This is a genomic window from Aeromonas sp. s2 (genome assembly GCF_040907935.1).
Classification (GTDB): Bacteria; Pseudomonadota; Gammaproteobacteria; order Enterobacterales; family Aeromonadaceae; genus Aeromonas; species Aeromonas dhakensis.
Map to the genome: position 1 here is coordinate 294,222 of NZ_JBFOCR010000005.1, position 15,947 is coordinate 310,168.

At 61.4% G+C, this 15,947-nt stretch carries 20 protein-coding genes and 1 pseudogene; 15 read left to right on the top strand and 6 right to left on the bottom strand.

The window, feature by feature from the left end; translation table 11 throughout:
* Window positions 1–264: 264 nt before the first annotated feature.
* The 3 genes from AB5Y81_RS02750 to AB5Y81_RS02760 all read left to right on the top strand — a co-directional run bounded on the left by AB5Y81_RS02750 (window position 265) and on the right by AB5Y81_RS02760 (window position 3,782).
* Window positions 265–549: a pyrimidine/purine nucleoside phosphorylase gene (locus AB5Y81_RS02750; RefSeq protein WP_010633884.1), complete on the top strand. Its 285-nt coding sequence runs from the start codon at window positions 265–267 to the stop codon at window positions 547–549.
* 203 nt (window positions 550–752) lie between these two features.
* Window positions 753–2,135: an L-serine ammonia-lyase gene (locus AB5Y81_RS02755; protein ID WP_005301231.1), complete on the top strand. Its 1,383-nt coding sequence runs from the start codon at window positions 753–755 to the stop codon at window positions 2,133–2,135.
* A 276-nt stretch (window positions 2,136–2,411) separates the two neighbouring features.
* Window positions 2,412–3,782: an L-serine ammonia-lyase gene (locus AB5Y81_RS02760; protein ID WP_005301233.1), complete on the top strand. Its 1,371-nt coding sequence runs from the start codon at window positions 2,412–2,414 to the stop codon at window positions 3,780–3,782.
* A gap of 163 nt (window positions 3,783–3,945) precedes the next feature.
* Here AB5Y81_RS02760 and AB5Y81_RS02765 read toward each other — a convergent pair.
* Window positions 3,946–4,905, bottom strand: a pseudogene (locus tag AB5Y81_RS02765) (lytic transglycosylase domain-containing protein).
* Complete coding sequence (locus tag AB5Y81_RS02770; RefSeq protein WP_017764394.1) at window positions 4,902–5,183, bottom strand: YcgL domain-containing protein; 282 nt, start codon at window positions 5,181–5,183, stop codon at window positions 4,902–4,904. The pseudogene AB5Y81_RS02765 and the gene AB5Y81_RS02770 overlap by 4 nt, the downstream one beginning before the upstream one ends.
* 107 nt (window positions 5,184–5,290) lie before the next feature.
* On the opposite strand from AB5Y81_RS02770, the gene minC reads away from it, so the two are divergent.
* The 5 genes from minC (at window position 5,291) to mtgA (ending at window position 8,387) form a co-directional block, all read left to right on the top strand.
* The gene (minC, locus tag AB5Y81_RS02775; RefSeq protein ID WP_005301245.1) at window positions 5,291–6,001 is read left to right on the top strand and encodes a septum site-determining protein MinC; all 711 of its coding nucleotides are present in this window, start codon (window positions 5,291–5,293) and stop codon (window positions 5,999–6,001) included.
* A gap of 18 nt (window positions 6,002–6,019) precedes the next feature.
* On the top strand, window positions 6,020–6,832 hold the full coding sequence (gene minD / locus AB5Y81_RS02780; protein WP_005301248.1) for a septum site-determining protein MinD: 813 nt from the start codon (window positions 6,020–6,022) through the stop codon (window positions 6,830–6,832).
* A 2-nt stretch (window positions 6,833–6,834) separates the two neighbouring features.
* Entirely contained in the window at window positions 6,835–7,101 is a 267-nt protein-coding gene (minE, locus tag AB5Y81_RS02785) for a cell division topological specificity factor MinE (protein ID WP_005301252.1), read from the top strand.
* A gap of 198 nt (window positions 7,102–7,299) precedes the next feature.
* A complete protein-coding gene (locus tag AB5Y81_RS02790) occupies window positions 7,300–7,626 on the top strand; it encodes an HI1450 family dsDNA-mimic protein (RefSeq protein ID WP_005301255.1) in 327 nt (108 codons plus the stop codon).
* 53 nt (window positions 7,627–7,679) lie between these two features.
* On the top strand, window positions 7,680–8,387 hold the full coding sequence (mtgA, locus tag AB5Y81_RS02795) for a monofunctional biosynthetic peptidoglycan transglycosylase (protein ID WP_017784788.1): 708 nt from the start codon (window positions 7,680–7,682) through the stop codon (window positions 8,385–8,387).
* A gap of 23 nt (window positions 8,388–8,410) precedes the next feature.
* Here mtgA and AB5Y81_RS02800 read toward each other — a convergent pair whose 3' ends face one another.
* Window positions 8,411–8,545: a hypothetical protein gene (locus AB5Y81_RS02800; protein ID WP_268028616.1), complete on the bottom strand. Its 135-nt coding sequence runs from the start codon at window positions 8,543–8,545 to the stop codon at window positions 8,411–8,413.
* 145 nt (window positions 8,546–8,690) lie between these two features.
* Between AB5Y81_RS02800 and AB5Y81_RS02805 the strand changes: the two genes are divergently transcribed.
* Entirely contained in the window at window positions 8,691–9,014 is a 324-nt protein-coding gene (locus AB5Y81_RS02805; protein WP_021467256.1) for an HI1450 family dsDNA-mimic protein, read from the top strand.
* Window positions 9,015–9,057: 43 nt separating this feature from the next.
* Here AB5Y81_RS02805 and AB5Y81_RS02810 read toward each other — a convergent pair whose 3' ends face one another.
* The gene (locus tag AB5Y81_RS02810; protein ID WP_081588809.1) at window positions 9,058–9,369 is read right to left on the bottom strand and encodes a DUF1289 domain-containing protein; all 312 of its coding nucleotides are present in this window, start codon (window positions 9,367–9,369) and stop codon (window positions 9,058–9,060) included.
* Window positions 9,370–10,467 carry a S1 RNA-binding domain-containing protein gene (locus AB5Y81_RS02815; protein WP_017779730.1) on the bottom strand — a complete coding sequence of 366 codons (1,098 nt, stop codon included), beginning with the start codon at window positions 10,465–10,467 and terminating at the stop codon, window positions 9,370–9,372.
* Between AB5Y81_RS02815 and AB5Y81_RS02820 the strand changes: the two genes are divergently transcribed.
* From AB5Y81_RS02820 to AB5Y81_RS02835, 4 genes are all read left to right on the top strand, one after another.
* Window positions 10,458–11,672 (top strand): UPF0149 family protein, encoded by a 1,215-nt coding sequence (locus AB5Y81_RS02820; RefSeq protein WP_201899078.1) that lies wholly within the window; start codon window positions 10,458–10,460, stop codon window positions 11,670–11,672. The two genes, AB5Y81_RS02815 and AB5Y81_RS02820, sit on opposite strands and share 10 nt — an antisense overlap.
* Before the next feature lie 169 nt (window positions 11,673–11,841).
* Complete coding sequence (locus AB5Y81_RS02825) at window positions 11,842–12,312, top strand: MarR family winged helix-turn-helix transcriptional regulator (protein WP_005301279.1); 471 nt, start codon at window positions 11,842–11,844, stop codon at window positions 12,310–12,312.
* Window positions 12,309–12,497: a DUF4250 domain-containing protein gene (locus AB5Y81_RS02830; protein WP_005301282.1), complete on the top strand. Its 189-nt coding sequence runs from the start codon at window positions 12,309–12,311 to the stop codon at window positions 12,495–12,497. The genes AB5Y81_RS02825 and AB5Y81_RS02830 overlap by 4 nt, the downstream gene beginning before the upstream one ends.
* A gap of 163 nt (window positions 12,498–12,660) precedes the next feature.
* Complete coding sequence (locus AB5Y81_RS02835) at window positions 12,661–12,840, top strand: hypothetical protein (RefSeq protein ID WP_017779728.1); 180 nt, start codon at window positions 12,661–12,663, stop codon at window positions 12,838–12,840.
* A gap of 96 nt (window positions 12,841–12,936) precedes the next feature.
* Here AB5Y81_RS02835 and AB5Y81_RS02840 read toward each other — a convergent pair whose 3' ends face one another.
* The gene (locus tag AB5Y81_RS02840) at window positions 12,937–13,524 is read right to left on the bottom strand and encodes an FMN-dependent NADH-azoreductase (protein WP_005301286.1); all 588 of its coding nucleotides are present in this window, start codon (window positions 13,522–13,524) and stop codon (window positions 12,937–12,939) included.
* A gap of 225 nt (window positions 13,525–13,749) precedes the next feature.
* Between AB5Y81_RS02840 and AB5Y81_RS02845 the strand changes: the two genes are divergently transcribed.
* Together AB5Y81_RS02845 and purT are read left to right on the top strand one after the other, a co-directional pair.
* Complete coding sequence (locus AB5Y81_RS02845; protein WP_048018400.1) at window positions 13,750–14,640, top strand: DMT family transporter; 891 nt, start codon at window positions 13,750–13,752, stop codon at window positions 14,638–14,640.
* 85 nt (window positions 14,641–14,725) lie between these two features.
* Window positions 14,726–15,904, top strand: a complete 1,179-nt coding sequence (gene purT, locus AB5Y81_RS02850) for a formate-dependent phosphoribosylglycinamide formyltransferase (protein WP_279484312.1) — start codon at window positions 14,726–14,728, stop codon at window positions 15,902–15,904.
* Window positions 15,905–15,947: the final 43 nt, after the last annotated feature.

A 15,947-nucleotide genomic window follows, 5' to 3' on the forward strand; every position in this document is an offset into this window, starting at 1 on the left:
GTTCCTTTATGTAGCAATTATTTACACTTTCCCAGTGCAATCAACCAAACAGGGGAAGAACAGCTGTCCATTCTCCTGAGCGCGCGCTTTATCTCATATTTATTGGCTGTTTGAAATCGCCAAATCGTTAACGGGAGTTATTGATAAGTTTGCAATAAAGTTAAGATTCAAAAGGAACACGGCGATTTTTCCCGCTTTCATCATGACAACTAACAAAACATTGTGCTATTTTGGCTTGGCAAACGTGCATACAGGGATGAAAACATGCTGAAAGTTAACGAATATTTTGACGGAAATGTAAAATCTATCGGTTTCGAGCAAAAAGGGGACAAAGCGACCGTCGGTGTGATGGAAGCGGGTCACTACCAGTTCAATACCGCCGCCCCCGAGCGGATGACGGTGGTCAAGGGTGCCCTTACCATCCAGCTGGCCGATGAAGATGAGTGGCACACCTATGAGCAGGGCCAATCCTTCGACGTGGCCGGCCACTCCTCCTTCAAGCTGGAAGTGAAGACCCCCACCGCCTATCTGTGCGAGTTCCTCGACTAAGCCGCAGACAAGCTGCAGCCCAAGTGGATAAGAGAGCGGACCTGGGTCCGCTCTTTTTCATCTGCTCCCCTACCCGTCTCGGCAACCCTTCGCCGTAACCACCCCCATTTGCGTGCCGCCATCACACCCCTCGGTTTTCCCGCTTTCCATCGACTACAAAAAATTTACAATATTTAGACGAAACCCATAATCGGAGTGGTGTCATGATCAGTGTCTTCGACCTGTTTTCCATCGGGATCGGTCCCTCTTCTTCTCATACCGTGGGGCCGATGCGCGCCTCTTACGCCTTTGTCATCGCACTCAAGCAACAGGGGCTGCTGCCCCGGACCGAACGGGTAGAAGTGGAGTGCTACGGCTCCCTCGGCCAGACCGGCAAGGGCCATGGCACCGGCAAGGCCATCATCCTGGGGCTGGCCGGTTTTGAACCCGAGTCGGTGGACATCGAGGCCATTCCCGCCTTCCTGGCCGAGGTGGAGCGTAGCCAGTCGCTGCGGCTGGCGGGGGAGCAGCCCAGCCAGTTCGCCCGCAGCGGCGCCATCATCTTCAACCGGCGCAAGACCCTGCCCGCCCACTCCAACGGCATGACCCTGCGCGCCTTCGCCGGTGAACAGCTGCTGTTCGAGCAGACCTACTACTCCATCGGTGGCGGCTTCATCATCGAGGAGAGCCACTTCGCCAACGCCAAGGAGGAGGCCGCCCGCTTCGATGCGGCCCACCCCGTTCCCTACCCGTTCGAGAGCGGCGCCCAGCTGCTGGCTCACTGCCAGGAGAGTGGCCTCTCCATCTCAGGCCTGATGCTGGCCAACGAGAAGGTGTTTCGCACTGAGGCCGAGATCAAGGCGGGCCTGCGCAAGATCTGGCAGGCGATGCAGGGCTGCGTCGAGCGTGGCTGTCGCAGCGAGGGGGTGTTACCCGGCGGGCTCAAGGTGAAACGGCGGGCGCCGGCCCTCTATCGCCAGCTCAGCTGCGAGACCAACTTCAACAAGGATCCGCTGATGGTGATGGAGTGGGTGGATCTGTTCGCGCTGGCCGTCAACGAGGAGAATGCCGCCGGCGGCCGGGTGGTGACCGCCCCCACCAACGGTGCCGCCGGCATCATTCCCGCCGTGCTGCACTATTACGATCGCTTCGTGCGCAAGGTGGATGACGAGCTGCTGCTGAGTTACTTCCTCACCGCCGCCGCCATCGGCATCCTCTACAAGAAGAACGCCTCCCTCTCGGGTGCGGAAGTGGGCTGCCAAGGGGAAGTGGGGGTGGCCTGCTCCATGGCGGCGGGGGCGCTGACCGAGATCCTGGGGGGCAGCCCGGCAATTGTCGAAAACGCCGCCGAAATAGGCATGGAGCACAACCTGGGGCTCACCTGTGATCCGGTGGGTGGCCAGGTGCAGGTACCCTGCATCGAGCGCAATGCCATGGGGGCGGTCAAGGCGATCAACGCCGCCCGCCTCGCCCTTCGCGGCACCGGCGAGCACAAGGTGTCGCTGGACAAGGTGATCAAAACCATGTGGGAAACCGGCAACGACATGAAGACCAAATACAAGGAAACCGCCCGCGGCGGCCTGGCGGTTAACATCACCGAGTGTTAAAAATCGGTAACTTGCTCCATTTGGTTCCTAAATACCCGGCAGTGTCGGGTATTTTTATGGGCAAACGCTTAACAAAATGGATAAGCATCAAAATAAATTTTATACTCGCCGCTCTGATTCAACAAAAATAGATCTATTTCAACTTTTTTTGGGCTTTGAGCCGTTACACTGTGGTTATCTGGTTCATTGACCTCGGCGACGACGCCCTCGTCCCATGGATCACCCCGTTTCTGCGAGTGGGCATGGCGCCCCCTTCTATCCTGAGGTAATTGTTACATGATCAGCGTTTTTGATATCTTCAAAATCGGTGTTGGCCCCTCCTCTTCCCACACTGTCGGCCCGATGAAGGCAGCCAAACAGTTCGTGGATGAACTGCGTGCAGGCGGCAAGATCCGTGACATCACCCGGATCCAGGTCGATGTCTACGGCTCACTCTCCTGGACCGGTAAAGGTCACCACACCGATACCGCTATCATCATGGGTCTGGCGGGCAACCTGCCGGAAAATGTCGATATCGACGGCATCCCCGAGTTCATCTCCCGCGTCGAACAGACCGGTCGTCTGCCCATCGGCCTGCACTGCCACACCGTCAGCTTCCCGCGCGACGCCATGGTGTTCCATGACGAAGCCCTGCCGCTGCACGAAAACGGCATGAAGCTGACCGCCTTCATCGAAGACGAAGCCGTCTACAGCAAGACCTACTACTCCATCGGCGGTGGTTTCATCGTTGACGAAGAGAACTTCGGCAAGGGCGACAGCGGCGACATGTCCGTCAGCTACCCGTTCAAGAGCGCGGCCGAGCTCATCGCCCACTGCAGCCAGACCGGCCTCTCCATCTCCGCCCTGATGATGGAGAACGAGAAGTGCTTCAACACCCCGGAAGAGATCTACAAGAAGCTCGGCAAGATCTGGACCACCATGCGTGAAGGGATCGAGCGCGGCTGCCGCACCGAGGGCGTCCTCTCCGGCCCGCTGCGCGTACCGCGCCGCGCTGCGCCGCTCTATCGCCAGCTGACCACCAACGAGAACCTCTCCAACGATCCGATGAACATCGTCGACTGGGTCAACATGTTTGCCCTGGCGGTCAGTGAAGAGAACGCGGCCGGTGGCCGTGTGGTGACCGCGCCGACCAACGGCGCCGCCGGCATCATCCCGGCCGTGCTGGCCTACTACGACAAGTTCATCCAGCCGGTTGGCCGTGACGACTACACCCGCTTCTATCTGGCTGCGGCTGCCGTCGGCATGCTCTACAAGATGAACGCCTCCATCTCCGGCGCCGAAGTGGGCTGCCAGGGTGAGGTGGGCGTCTCCTGCTCCATGGCCGCCGCCGGCCTGACCGAGCTGATGGGCGGCAGCCCGGAGCACGTCTGTGAAGCTGCCGAGATCGGCATGGAGCACAACCTGGGTCTGACCTGTGACCCGGTCGCCGGTCAGGTGCAGGTACCCTGCATCGAGCGCAACGCCATCGCCGCCATGAAGGCGGTCAACGCCTCCCGCATGGCGCTGCGTCGTACCTCCAAGCCGCGCGTCTCCCTGGACAAGGTGATCGAGACCATGTACATCACCGGCAAGGACATGGACTCCAAGTACCGTGAAACCTCCCGCGGTGGCCTGGCCATCAAGGTGATGCAGGTTGCCTGCGACTAAGCAGATAACGGCAAATGCAAAAGGCGGGAATTCCCGCCTTTTTTATTGCCCATTATTTCCCGCTCATCACCTTCTTCATGGCACCATTTCCCTGGGGCTGGCTCGTTAATTTCCGGGACCATCCTACTGCCCTGCCGAGATTGGTGGCCAGAGCGCCTCGGCCTTATTCCACCAGGCGATCGGCCAGGGTCCCCACCGCCACCACGAAATAGTGGGAGCGATTCCAGTCGCGCAGCACCCGATAATTGGGATAGGCGAGATAGGCAGCGCCCCCTGCCCCGTCGGGCTGCACCAGCGAGGCCTGCATCTTCACCGCGGGCAAGGCGCCGCCATCCGCTTTGCGTACCCCGAGGGCCTGCCAGGCCGACAGCGTTCGGGTATCTTCAAGCCCGACCAGCGCAGGATCCAGACCGGCGGGCACCCTCACCCGGCGCCCCCAGGTTTCATCCCCGTGCCAGCCGTTCTGGCGCAGATAATTGGCTGCCGAACCAAACACATCCGCCGGCGTCCCCCACAGATCCTTCTTGCTGTCACCGTCCTGGTCGACCGCGTATTGACGGTAGGAAGAGGGCATGAACTGCACCTGTCCCATGGCGCCGGCTCAGGAGCCCTTGAGCTCGGCCGGGGTGATCGGCTCCTCTTCCAGCATGCGCAGGGTATCGAACAGCTGCCCCTTGAAGAAGGCCTCACGGCGCCCCTCCCAGGCCAGGGTCGCCAGCGACGAGACCAGCGGATATTTGCCGGTCAATTTGCCGAAATTGGTTTCAATGCCCCACAGGGCGACAATAAAGCGGGGTTGCACATCATATTCCGCCCCTATTTTTGTGAGCAGCGGCAAATACTGACGATATAGCCGTTTGGCTTGATTGACTTTCCACTGCGGCACTGCGTTGGAAATATAAGTGGCGAGGGTCTGTTTAAATTCCGGCTGATTTTTATCGTGCCGAATGGCGACCTCGATCAGATGAATATCGGCGAAGGCGGCAGCAATGGTCGCGGGCTGGATCCCGGCGGCCAGGGCCTCCTGTTTGAGGCCCGTCACATAATGGTCAAAATCGGGGCTGGCCTGCAGCGGGTGGCTCGACAATCCCCCCATCAGCAGCAGTGCCAGCCGCCTCTTCATTTACGTTCGGCCTTCAATTGAGCCTTGTGCTGCTCCAGCAGGTTTTCCGGCGGCGGGGGCATCTGCAGATAGAAGCCCTGACTCTGCAGCGCCTCCATCACCCGGCTGGTGGAGGCGATCCCCAAGGGCTTGGCTGGGTCCAGTTTGGTCATCAATACCAGTTCGGGACGGCCGAATGTACTCATCAGCACCTCGGGTACGCGGGAAAAGTCCTCTCTTCTTTCAACAAAAAGATAGGTCTCGGCTTTTTTGCGACTTTTATAGACTGCACACAACATGGAAATTGATATAATCCAACCGGTTTATTGCCTCTGAGGATGGCAAACTATAACATCAGGAATTGAATAACAATAACGGATTACCGTCTCTGTCTCGGGGAAGATTCATGGTTGAGCGCGATAACGAATTGAAAGGGACCACCTTCACTATTTCTGTGTTGCATATCAGCGATGGCAAGCCTGAGCGGATCCGCCAGTTGCTGGCGGCCAAAGTGGCCCAGGCGCCCCAGTTCTTTAATTGTGCCCCCCTCGTCATCAATGTGGAACGGCTCACCGAGATCCCCGACTTCGAACAGCTCAAGGAGCTGGTGGAATCGGAAGACTTCGTGCTGGTCGGGATCACGGGGGCCCAGAACGAGGCGATGAAGACGGCCGCCAAGGCGGCAGGGCTGGCGGTGATGGCCTCCGGCAAGAGCCGCAAGGCCGAACCCCAGCCAGAACCGGCTCCGGCCCCCATCGTAGAAGCGAAACCCGTGCCGGCACCGGTGATAGCGAGCAAGGTGCATGTGGGCCCGGTTCGCTCCGGCCAGCAGCTCTATGCCGCCGGCACCTCGCTGGTGGTGCTGGGCTCGGTCAGCCCGGGCGCCGAAGTCATCGCCGACGACAGTATTCATATTTATGGCACTCTGCGCGGCAGGGCCATTGCCGGCGCCAAGGGCAACCCCCAGGCACGGATCTATTGCCAGCAACTGCAGGCCGAGCTGCTCTCCATCGCTGGCACCTTCCAGCTCAGCGATGCATTGCCGGCCGGCCTCATCCAGCAGCCGGTTCATGTCCGGCTGGATAACGAACAACTCCGTATAGACCGAATCAAATAGAGTTACAAGGAAGCGAGAATGGCGCGAATCATAGTCGTTACATCGGGTAAAGGTGGCGTTGGCAAGACCACAACCAGCGCGGCCCTGAGTACCGGTTTAGCCCAGCGTGGCCACAAGACAGTGGTCATCGATTTTGACATTGGCCTGCGAAACCTGGACCTCATCATGGGCTGCGAGCGGCGCGTGGTGTATGACTTCGTCAACGTCATCAATGGCGAGGCCAACCTCAACCAGGCCCTCATCAAGGACAAGCGCTGCGAGAACCTGTTCATCCTGCCCGCCTCCCAGACCCGGGACAAGGATGCCCTCACCCGCGAAGGGGTCGAGAAGATCCTGGATCAGCTGAGCGAGATGCAGTTCGACTACATCGTCTGCGACTCCCCGGCGGGGATCGAAGCCGGCGCCCTGATGGCGCTCTACTTCGCCGATGAAGCTATTGTCACCACCAACCCGGAAGTCTCCTCCGTGCGTGACTCGGATCGCATCCTCGGCATCCTGGCCTCCAAGTCCCGTCGCGCCGAGCGTGGCGAAGACCCGATCAAGGAGCACCTGCTGCTGACCCGCTACTGCCCGACCCGCGTCAACCGCGGCGACATGCTGAGCGTACAGGACGTACAGGAGATCCTGGCCATCAAACTGCTCGGGGTGATCCCGGAGTCCCAGGCGGTGCTGCGCGCATCCAACTCCGGCGAACCCGTCATCTTGGACAAGGAGTCCGATGCCGGTCAGGCCTATGAGGACGCCGTTGCCCGCCTGTTGGGTGACACCAAGGATTTTCGTTTTCTGGAAGAAGAGAAGAAGGGCTTCTTTAGCCGACTGTTCGGGAGTTAAGCATGTCATTATTGGATTATTTTCGTTCCAACAAGAAACAGAGCACCGCACAACTGGCCAAAGAGCGGTTGCAGATCATCGTGGCTCACGAGCGTTCATCCAGAGGGGGGCCGGATTACCTGCCCCAGCTCAAGCAGGATATCCTCGACGTGATCCGCAAATATGTGGAGATAGACCCTGACAAGATCACGGTCCAGCTCGACAAGAAGAGTGATGAGCTGTCGGTACTCGAGCTCAACATCACCTTCGCCGACGACAAGAAGGGATGAGCCTGACGCCCTATGCGTGACCCTTTCCCCCAATGAAGACCGGATCCTGCTGCCAGGATCCGGTTTTTTATTGCCGCAACCGGGTCAAGGGCGCTGCTGCACTCGCCAAGCCCGTAGGGGACGGCTAGAATACGGCGCGCCACCGTGCGGCCGAGCCGTCGGTGTTTTTCTTTATTTATCAGCTGGAACAGACCGCTTATGTCTTTGAATGACGAAATGCACAGCGTCGAGGAACTGCTCGACACCGCCCTCGAACTCTTCATGGAGCTGGCCTCCGACAACCTGCCGGAGCAGGAGATCGCCCGCTTCAATCAGGAGTTCAACGACCGCGGCCTGCTGGCGGAAACCGATCCGGCCGATGACTGGGAAGCGGACGTTGGCTTCGAGGTCAGCGACGCCGAGTACGCCGAGATCTGGATCGGCCTTGGCAACGAGCAGGAAGAGTACGAGCACCTGTTCGCCCGCATGCTGCTCTCCCGCCGTGTTGACGAGAAGTTCTGCCACATCGAATGGCTGCCCCAATAATTCCGGATCCCGATGATCCGAGTCACTACGTCTGGGAGTCGGAGCCAGAGCCCGTGCGGCCCAATCCGGCACGGCGCCTGCTGAACTGGCTCGGCAAGCTGCTGCTGGCGGCGCTGCTCAGCACCATCGTCTCGGTGGCGCTGCTGCGTTTCATCGATCCGCCCATGTGGACCTGGCGCATCGAGCGGGCGCTGTTTCCCCCTGCCAAGGTGGCCGAGGTGAAGCACGACTGGGTGCCGCTCGAGCAGATCTCCCGCGAGCTGCAGCTGGCGGTGATCGCCGCCGAAGATCAGCGCTTTGCCGAGCACAACGGCTTCGACATGGATGCCATCAGCTCGGCACTCAAGCACAATCAGCACAGTGAGCGGGTGCGCGGCGCCAGCACCCTCAGCCAGCAGACCGCCAAGAACCTCTTCATGTGGAGCGATCGCAGCTTCCTGCGCAAGGGGATCGAGGCCTGGTTCACCCTGCTGATGGAGCTGGGCTGGGACAAGTCCCGCATCCTCGAGGTGTACCTGAATATCGTGGAGTTCGGGCCCGGCATCTACGGCGCCGAGGCTGCTGCCAGACACTACTTTGGCAAGCCGGCGATACGTCTCACCCGCTACGAGGCGTCACTGCTGGCGGCGGCCCTGCCCAACCCCTGGCGCTACCGGGTCAAGCCCCCCTCGCCCTACGTCCAGCAGCGCTCGGCCTGGATCCGCCGCCAGATGGGCCAGCTGGGGCAGGTGACCCTCAACAAGGTGCATCAGGCAGACTGATGCCTGATGGGTGTCGGGCTTGTTCACGGTGCGAGCCCGATCTCGTCGGTGGAGGGCCCCAGGTGCCCGCCCACCGTGCCCCGATGCAGCGGCAGGTAGTGCCACCACCAGGTCTCCCGCCGCCGCTTGATCTGCTGCCGTCTCGTCCGCCGTTTCATGCCCGCTCTCCCTTGCCCTACCCCTCTTCAACCATACCCAACTCCGGCCTGCCTTGCCCGGCGCTGGCGCACCCTTCCCACTGGTCTGGCCGCCACCGCCAATAATTGTTACAGTAGCGAACCTCGATGTATCTGGAGTGATTTCATGGAACAGCGTACCCCGGATCAGCTGGTCGAATGGGCCTATGATCAGTTTCTTGAGCAGGCCGCAGACATGCTGGCCCCCGAACAAATCGTCGACATCACCCTGGAGTTCGAACAGCGTGGCGCCGTCGAGGCGACCCTGCCCAATGCCGACTGGTCAACCGAGCTCGGTGTGCCGGTGGACATGGAGCGCTGGGTCGAAGTGTGGGTGGGTCTGCTGGACCATCAGGAGGAGTTTGAGGTGATCTTTGCCACCTTCCTGCTGCCCCGTCATAGCAACGAGCACGATGTCTACGTGCGCTGGCACCGTCAGCAACAGGCATGAAAAAGGCGCCCTCGGCGCCTTTTTCTTTTGCGGTGATCATTGCTCAAGGTCGGGCCGCGATGGCCTTCGCCAGACAGCGCCGGCACCAGCAGCTATCGGCCTCCCCCATGGGCAGGGCCGGCAGCTGGCTACACCAGCACTCTGCGATGGTCGCGCCGGCCGACACGGCGCAAAAGGCCGGTTCACCGCAGCCGGGGCAGCGGTGGGTGCTGGTGGAACCATCCAGCTGCGCCATCACCGCCAGCTGGGCCTCGCTAGCCATGGCGGACCAGTGACCAATCTCGGTCAGGGTGCGGCCACAGCCAAGGCAGAGACCGTCTTTCGCCCGGCACGCACCGACGCAGGGGCTCGGCACTTACTCGCCGCCTTCGCGCTGATCGTCGCCCGTCAATGTGATGCTGTAGTCATCGATGACCAGCTTGCCCTGCTTGTAGAGGCCGCCGATGGCCTTCTTGAAGGTGCCCTTGCTCATGCCGAGCAGCTTGTAGATGAGCTCGGGTTCGCTCTTGTCGCCCACCGCCAGGCTGCCGCCCTGCTTCTTGAGGCGGACCAGGATCTGCTCGCCGGCATCGTCCAGCCGCGCCACACCCGGCTTTTGCAGGGTCAGATCCAGCTTGCCGTCATCACGCACCTGCTTGACCCAGGCGGTCAGCGGACGGCCCGTGGTCACCCGGCCGAACACCTCGTTCTTGAACAGCATGCCGGAGTACTCGCCATTGACGATGGCCTTGATGCCGAGCGGCGTGCGCTCGCCAGGCAGGGCAGTCACTTCGTCACCGGCCTTGAAGGGAGGTTTGTCGGTGCGCAGGAACCGCTCGAGGCGGCTGGTGCCTACCATGCGCCCCTCGTGATCGAGCATCAGCCGCACCAGATAGACATGGCCCACCTGCATCGGCTTGTTCTGCTCACGGCTTGGTACGAACAGATCCTTCTTCATGCCCCAGTCGAGGAAGGCGCCAATCTTGTTGGCATTGACCACCTTGAGGCCGACGATGTCGTCCACCATGGCAAACGGCTTGTCGGTGGTGATCACCGGCTCGCAGTCGGCATCCAGATAGAGGAAGACCTTGACGCCGTCCCCTTCCGCCACCCCTTCCGGCAGTTGACGCTTGGGCAGCAGCAGCTCGCCGTACTCTTCGCCAGCCGCCAGCCAGGCGCCCCGATCTTCGAGCTCGACTACGGTAAGGGTGTTCATCTTGCCAATCTGTAGCATGGTGTTCTCTTCTTTCATTGTCCGGATGGCCAATTTTTCATTGCCTGTATGGGCGCGCATGTTACCCCAAGAGCGGTAACAGGGCCTAGTCCCTTGCCCTGTTCGCGGGTGATTTTCAGGGCCTTTTGGCCGGGGCGTGTCCATATAATCGCCAGTCAGCCGCCCTTTTGCTGCAAATAACCCCACTTTTGGGTAGACTTCGCCGCTGTCAAAATCCAGAGGAACTGTCGATGAATCCATCCACTCGTACCCGTCATCTCAATCAATGGATCCAGACCCACAGTGGGCAGGACATGACCTACCCGGCGCTGCACGGCTTTTTGTGTGCTCGCCTGGTCGGGCCGGATGCCCCTGACTGGCAGGCCCCGCTGGCCGGTCTGTTGCCCCATGACGCCGAGCTGGATGAAAAAAGCGCCGAGGCGCTGCGCCACCTGATCGCCGAACTGGAAGCCCAGGCCGATGAGGCCCAGCTCGCCCTGCCGAGCCAGTGCCGCCTCTCCACCGAGAGCCCGGAGCAGGTGTTCGAGCAGAGCCACCCCCTCGGGCAATGGTGTTACGGCTTCAGCCAGGGCTTTGCCACCTGGCCCAAGCCCAGGGATCTGAACGACCCTACCACCCAGTACCGTTTCAGCCTGGCCGCCGAGCTGAGCCTGTTTCGCGACAAGCCCATGGCGCAGATGCTGCACGCGGCCGCCGGCAGTGACCTTCCCTTCATGGAGTTCTGCAAGCGTCAGCGCCAGAACATGAAGACCGCCCTCAACCAGCTGCTGCAATTAGATGAGTATCAGGCCGTGCCGAGCACGGAGCAGGCGCTGGACAGCCAGCAGGCCGAGCAGTGGCAGCAGTGGTTCGAACTGGCCGATGCCAGCCGCGATCCGCACAGCCGCCTCGGCTGGTTTGACAAGGTGATCGCCGACGCCGAACCGCTGTTTGACGCCGCCTTCTGGCAGCAGATTGCCGGCCATGGCTGGAGTGCCCACGAAGCGCGCCCTCTGCTGGCCGCCCGCGCCGGGCGGGCCGACTGCCTGCTGCGCCTCGGCCAGCTGGCACAGGCGCGCAGCGAATATCTGGCCCTGCTCGAGCTGTGCGTGGCCGATGAACTGGGTTGCCGTTATCCCCTCTCCAGCCTCTATACCCTGCAAGGGGACTGGTCGGCCCTGCAGGCTCTGCTGGTGCGCTTTGATGAAGCCTCCAGCTGGCTGCTCTACAACAAGGCGCTGATGACGTTCGTCTGCGCTGGCGCCGAGGCCGCGCAGCCGCTGCTGGCCGCCGCCATCAAGGCCAACGCCCATGTACCGGCCTGTCTGCTGGGCCAGCGCAAGCTGCCTAAACAGGAGCCCCACAGCTGGCAGGCGGGCAGCCGTGACGAAGCGGCGCTCTACACCCTGCAAAGCCGCGAGGCCTGGCTCAAGCACAACGCCCTTCTCTGGCTGCGCAAAGGCTGAGCCGGCGACAGTAAAACCAGCTTCGAATAGACCCGGTTGCGGCGGATGACGTGCGCAACCGCACATTTCTCTGGTACTTGTTCAGACAAACGGCCCTGTGTTACGTATCATCAAGGTCAAAGTATCAAGAGAAACTGCACCCGATGCAGCCGTCACAGCAGGATGTCATATGTCAAAGATCATAGAGCTGCTTGCCCACTATCCCCCCTATCAGCTGGTACACGCCGCCGAGATGGTGCGCGATACCTTCGAACAGTTTTACCAGCAACGCTATCAGCTGACGGTGCCTCAATGGCGCCTGATGATGGTGCTCGGCCCCCACTACCCCATCAGTCAGAAAGAGCTGGTGGAGGCGAGCGGGATGGACAAGGTGCGGATCTCCCGCGAAATTCACCGGCTGGTGGAAAAAGGGATCCTGTTCACCGAGAGCAGCGAGCACGACAAGCGGGTCAGCCTGGTCTCCTTCACCCAGGCGGGGCTCACCCTGTTCCAGCAGCTCAAGAGCGAAGCGGGCAGCTGGCAGCACACCCTCACCGACTACCTGCCGGCCGAGGCGCGCCAATCCATCCGTCTGCACCTGCAAAGCGTCAGCGATGCCATCGAACAACTTCACCTGCTGGATAACGAGCGACCCTCATGAACCTCAACAACTTTGCCACCATGGACGTCAACATGCTGCTGAGCCTGGTCAACATGCAGCTGCGTGATCGCTACGATGATCTCGATGATCTCTGCAAGGCGCAGGATCTCGACAAGCAGGCGCTGGTCGCCCGGCTCGCCAGCGGCGATTTCCACTATCAGGAAGATCAGAAGCAGTTCAGATAGGGATCCGGATCACAACCCGGCCCATGCCGCTGGCTCCGACGGCAAAAGCTGCTATGGTGATGGCTACCCCGGTCAACTGACCATCGGCAAGAGGTATGGATACATCTTGCTGTCACAGACCGCGGTTAGCCTTCTCTTCACCAGCCGTAGCCAAGGATGACCCATGATGTTTCTGACCCGTCCCGCCAGCCTGATCACCCTCTGTGCCTTGCTGATGATCAGCCTCCTCTCGCCCCGCCTGCCCGACAGCGCCGAGCAGTGGCTCACTACCCTGCTGCTGGGCTCCCTGGTGGTGGTCTGCCTGATGGTCGGCAGCGGCTGTCGCCGCTTTCTGCGGGATTGACCTGACGGGCCGCTTCATCAGGTCAGGCACCAAAAAAACAACGCAGCCCTCGGGCTGCGTTGTTGCTTTCTGGCGTATGGCTGGTTGCTCTCTTGATCAGAGGGCCAGGGTCTCCAGCTGGCCCTTGGCCTGCTCGATGCCCTTGGCCTGGGCATCCGGACCCATGCCCATGCCTTCGGCATAGATGAAGTCCACCTCCTTGATGCCGATGAAGCCCAGCACGGTGCGCATGTAGGGGGTCACCAGATCGGTGGCGCTGCCGACGTGCATACCGCCGCGGGGGCTGATCACCAGGGCGCGGGTGTTTTCCACCAGGCCGACCGGACCGGTTTCGGTGTAACGGAAGGTGACGCCGGCACGGGCCACCAGATCGATCCAGTTTTTCAGCTGGGTCGGGATGTTGAAGTTGTACATGGGGGCGGCAATCACCACCAGATCGCTCGCCTTGAGCTCTGCGATCAGCTCGTCGGACTGCGCCAGCACGGCCAGTTGACGCTCGTTGAGGTTTTCACCACCGCGCAGGCCAGACGCCAGCTCACCATCCAGTACCGGCAGGTTCAGGGCCGCCAGATCACGCACGGTGACGGTGTCGGACTGATGGTCGGCCAGAAAACCGTCGATCAGGGCGTTGGATTGGGAATATTGGCCCAGGATGCTGGACTTGAGTACGAGGATATTGGCCATGGTGAAACTCCATTAGGTTGTCGGTTGAACAGCAGTGCTGTCGATGGAGGTCACTCTAAACATTGGGCTTCTATACAGATAGCGAAAATAGATGCTCAACTTATTCAAAAATTTTGATGGTAGTGCATTCTCTCGCCAGCCGCCTCTCTCACGCCCCGCCAAGGCTTGGCAGAACAAACGATTGCCGTTATGATCCGCCGCACTTTTTTCAGCGACCCGGATCCCATGACACCCTCGCGCAGGCACTCCCCCTTTGCCGGTGCAGTCTGGATGATGGTAGCGGGCCTCTGCTTCGCCGCCGTCAACAGCCTGAGCCAATATGTCAGCTTCAAGCTCGGCCTCCCCTCGACCCAGGTCGCTTTCCATCAATATCTGATTGCCCTGGTCTGTCTGCTGCCCTGGCTCATTCGCCACGGCCTGCGCCAGTCGCTGATGACCAACCAGCTGCGGCTGCACCTGCTGCGGGTTGCCCTGGCGGTGGTCGGCATCCAGTTCTGGCTGTGGGCGCTGGCGGTCCCCGTTCCCATCTGGCAAGGGATAGCGCTGCTGATGACCTCGCCGCTGTTTGCCACTCTGGGGTCGGCCCTCTTTCTCAAGGAACAGGTGAGCCGAGCCCGCATTCTGGCAACCCTGGCCGGCTTTGTCGGCGCCATGCTGATCCTGGCCCCCTGGACCGACGATTTCAGCTGGGCTTCCCTGCTGCCGGTGGCGGCGGCCCTGTTCTGGGCCGGCTACTCCTTGCTGGTGCGCTATCAGGCGGCCAGCGAGTCGTCCCACACCATCGTCGTCTACCTGCTCATCTTCAGCACTCCGTTCAACGCCATGCTGGCGCTGCCGGAGTGGCAGTGGCCGAGCGAAGCCCAGTGGCTGCTGGTGGCCGCCTCCGGCGTGCTGTCGGCGCTGGCCCAGATGTCCATCGCCCGCGCCTACAGCGTGGCCGAGGCCTCGTTCGTGCAACCCTTTGATTTTGCCAAGCTGCCCATGAACGTGCTGGCCGGCTGGCTGGTGTTTGGCTGGGCGCCGCCTGGCCGACTGTGGCTCGGCGCCGCCATCATCATCGGCGCCATCACCCTGCTCACCCATCTGGAGCAGCGCGCCCACAAATCCGTTTCCTGAGGTACGCCATGCGTGCCTCTTTTTTTGCCCGCTATTCGTGCGATAGCGGCCCTCAATCACCACCCACGACATCAGGAGAGATCACATGTTTGGAACCGCTACCCGCCCCGGCGCCACCCGCGCCCTGCTGCTGGGCTCCGGCGAACTTGGCAAGGAGGTCGCCATCGAGCTGCAACGCTTCGGCATCGAGGTGATCGCCGCCGACCGCTATGCCGATGCCCCCGCCATGCAGGTGGCGCACAGAGCCCATGTGCTGGACATGCTGGACGGTGCCGCCCTGCGCGCCCTGGTCAACGAGGTCAAACCGGATCTGATCATCCCCGAGCTGGAAGCCATCGCCACCGATACCCTGGCCGCCCTGGAGCAGGAAGGGGTCAAGGTGGTGCCGAACGCCCGCGCCACCCAGCTCACCATGAACCGGGAGGGGATCCGCCGCCTCGCCGCCGAGACGCTGGGCTTGCCCACGTCCCCCTACCGCTTTGCCCAGAGCAAGGAGGAGTTCGTCGCCGCCGTAGAGACCATCGGCCTGCCCTGCGTGGTGAAGCCGGTGATGAGCTCATCCGGCAAGGGCCAAAGCCTGCTGCGCGATCTCGCCAAACTCGACGAGAGCTGGACCTATGCCCAGGAGGGCGGTCGCGCCGGTCGCGGCAAGGTGATCGTCGAGGGCTTCGTCCCCTTCGAGTACGAGATCACCCTGCTCACGGTACGCGCGGTAGACGGCATCCACTTCTGCGAGCCCATCGGCCATCGCCAGGAGGATGGCGACTACCGTGAATCCTGGCAGCCGCAAGCGATGAGCGAACTTGCTCTGGCCCGCTCCAAAGAGGTAGCGGCCAAGGTGGTCGAGGCGCTGGGCGGCTACGGCCTGTTCGGGGTCGAGCTCTTCATCAAGGGTGATGAGGTCTGGTTCAGCGAGGTCTCGCCGCGCCCCCACGACACCGGCATGGTGACCCTCATCTCCCAGGATCTCTCCGAGTTCGCCCTGCACGTGCGCGCCATTCTGGGGCTGCCCATCGGCACCATCACCCAGTACGGGCCGAGCGCCTCCGCCGTGGTGCTTCGCGAAGGTCACAGCCAGGACATCCGCTATCAGGGGATTGGCGAGGCGCTGGCTCTGGTGCCGGGTGCCCAGCTGCGGCTGTTTGGCAAGCCGGAGATCGCCGGTCGCCGCCGGCTCGGCGTGGCACTGACGCGAGCCAAGCAGTGCAGCGAAGCGGTAGAAAAAGCCAAAGCGGTTGCGGCCGGCGTCAAGGTGCTGTTCTAAGCCCACTTTTTGGCACACGAAATCAAACGTTTGCCAGCATGAT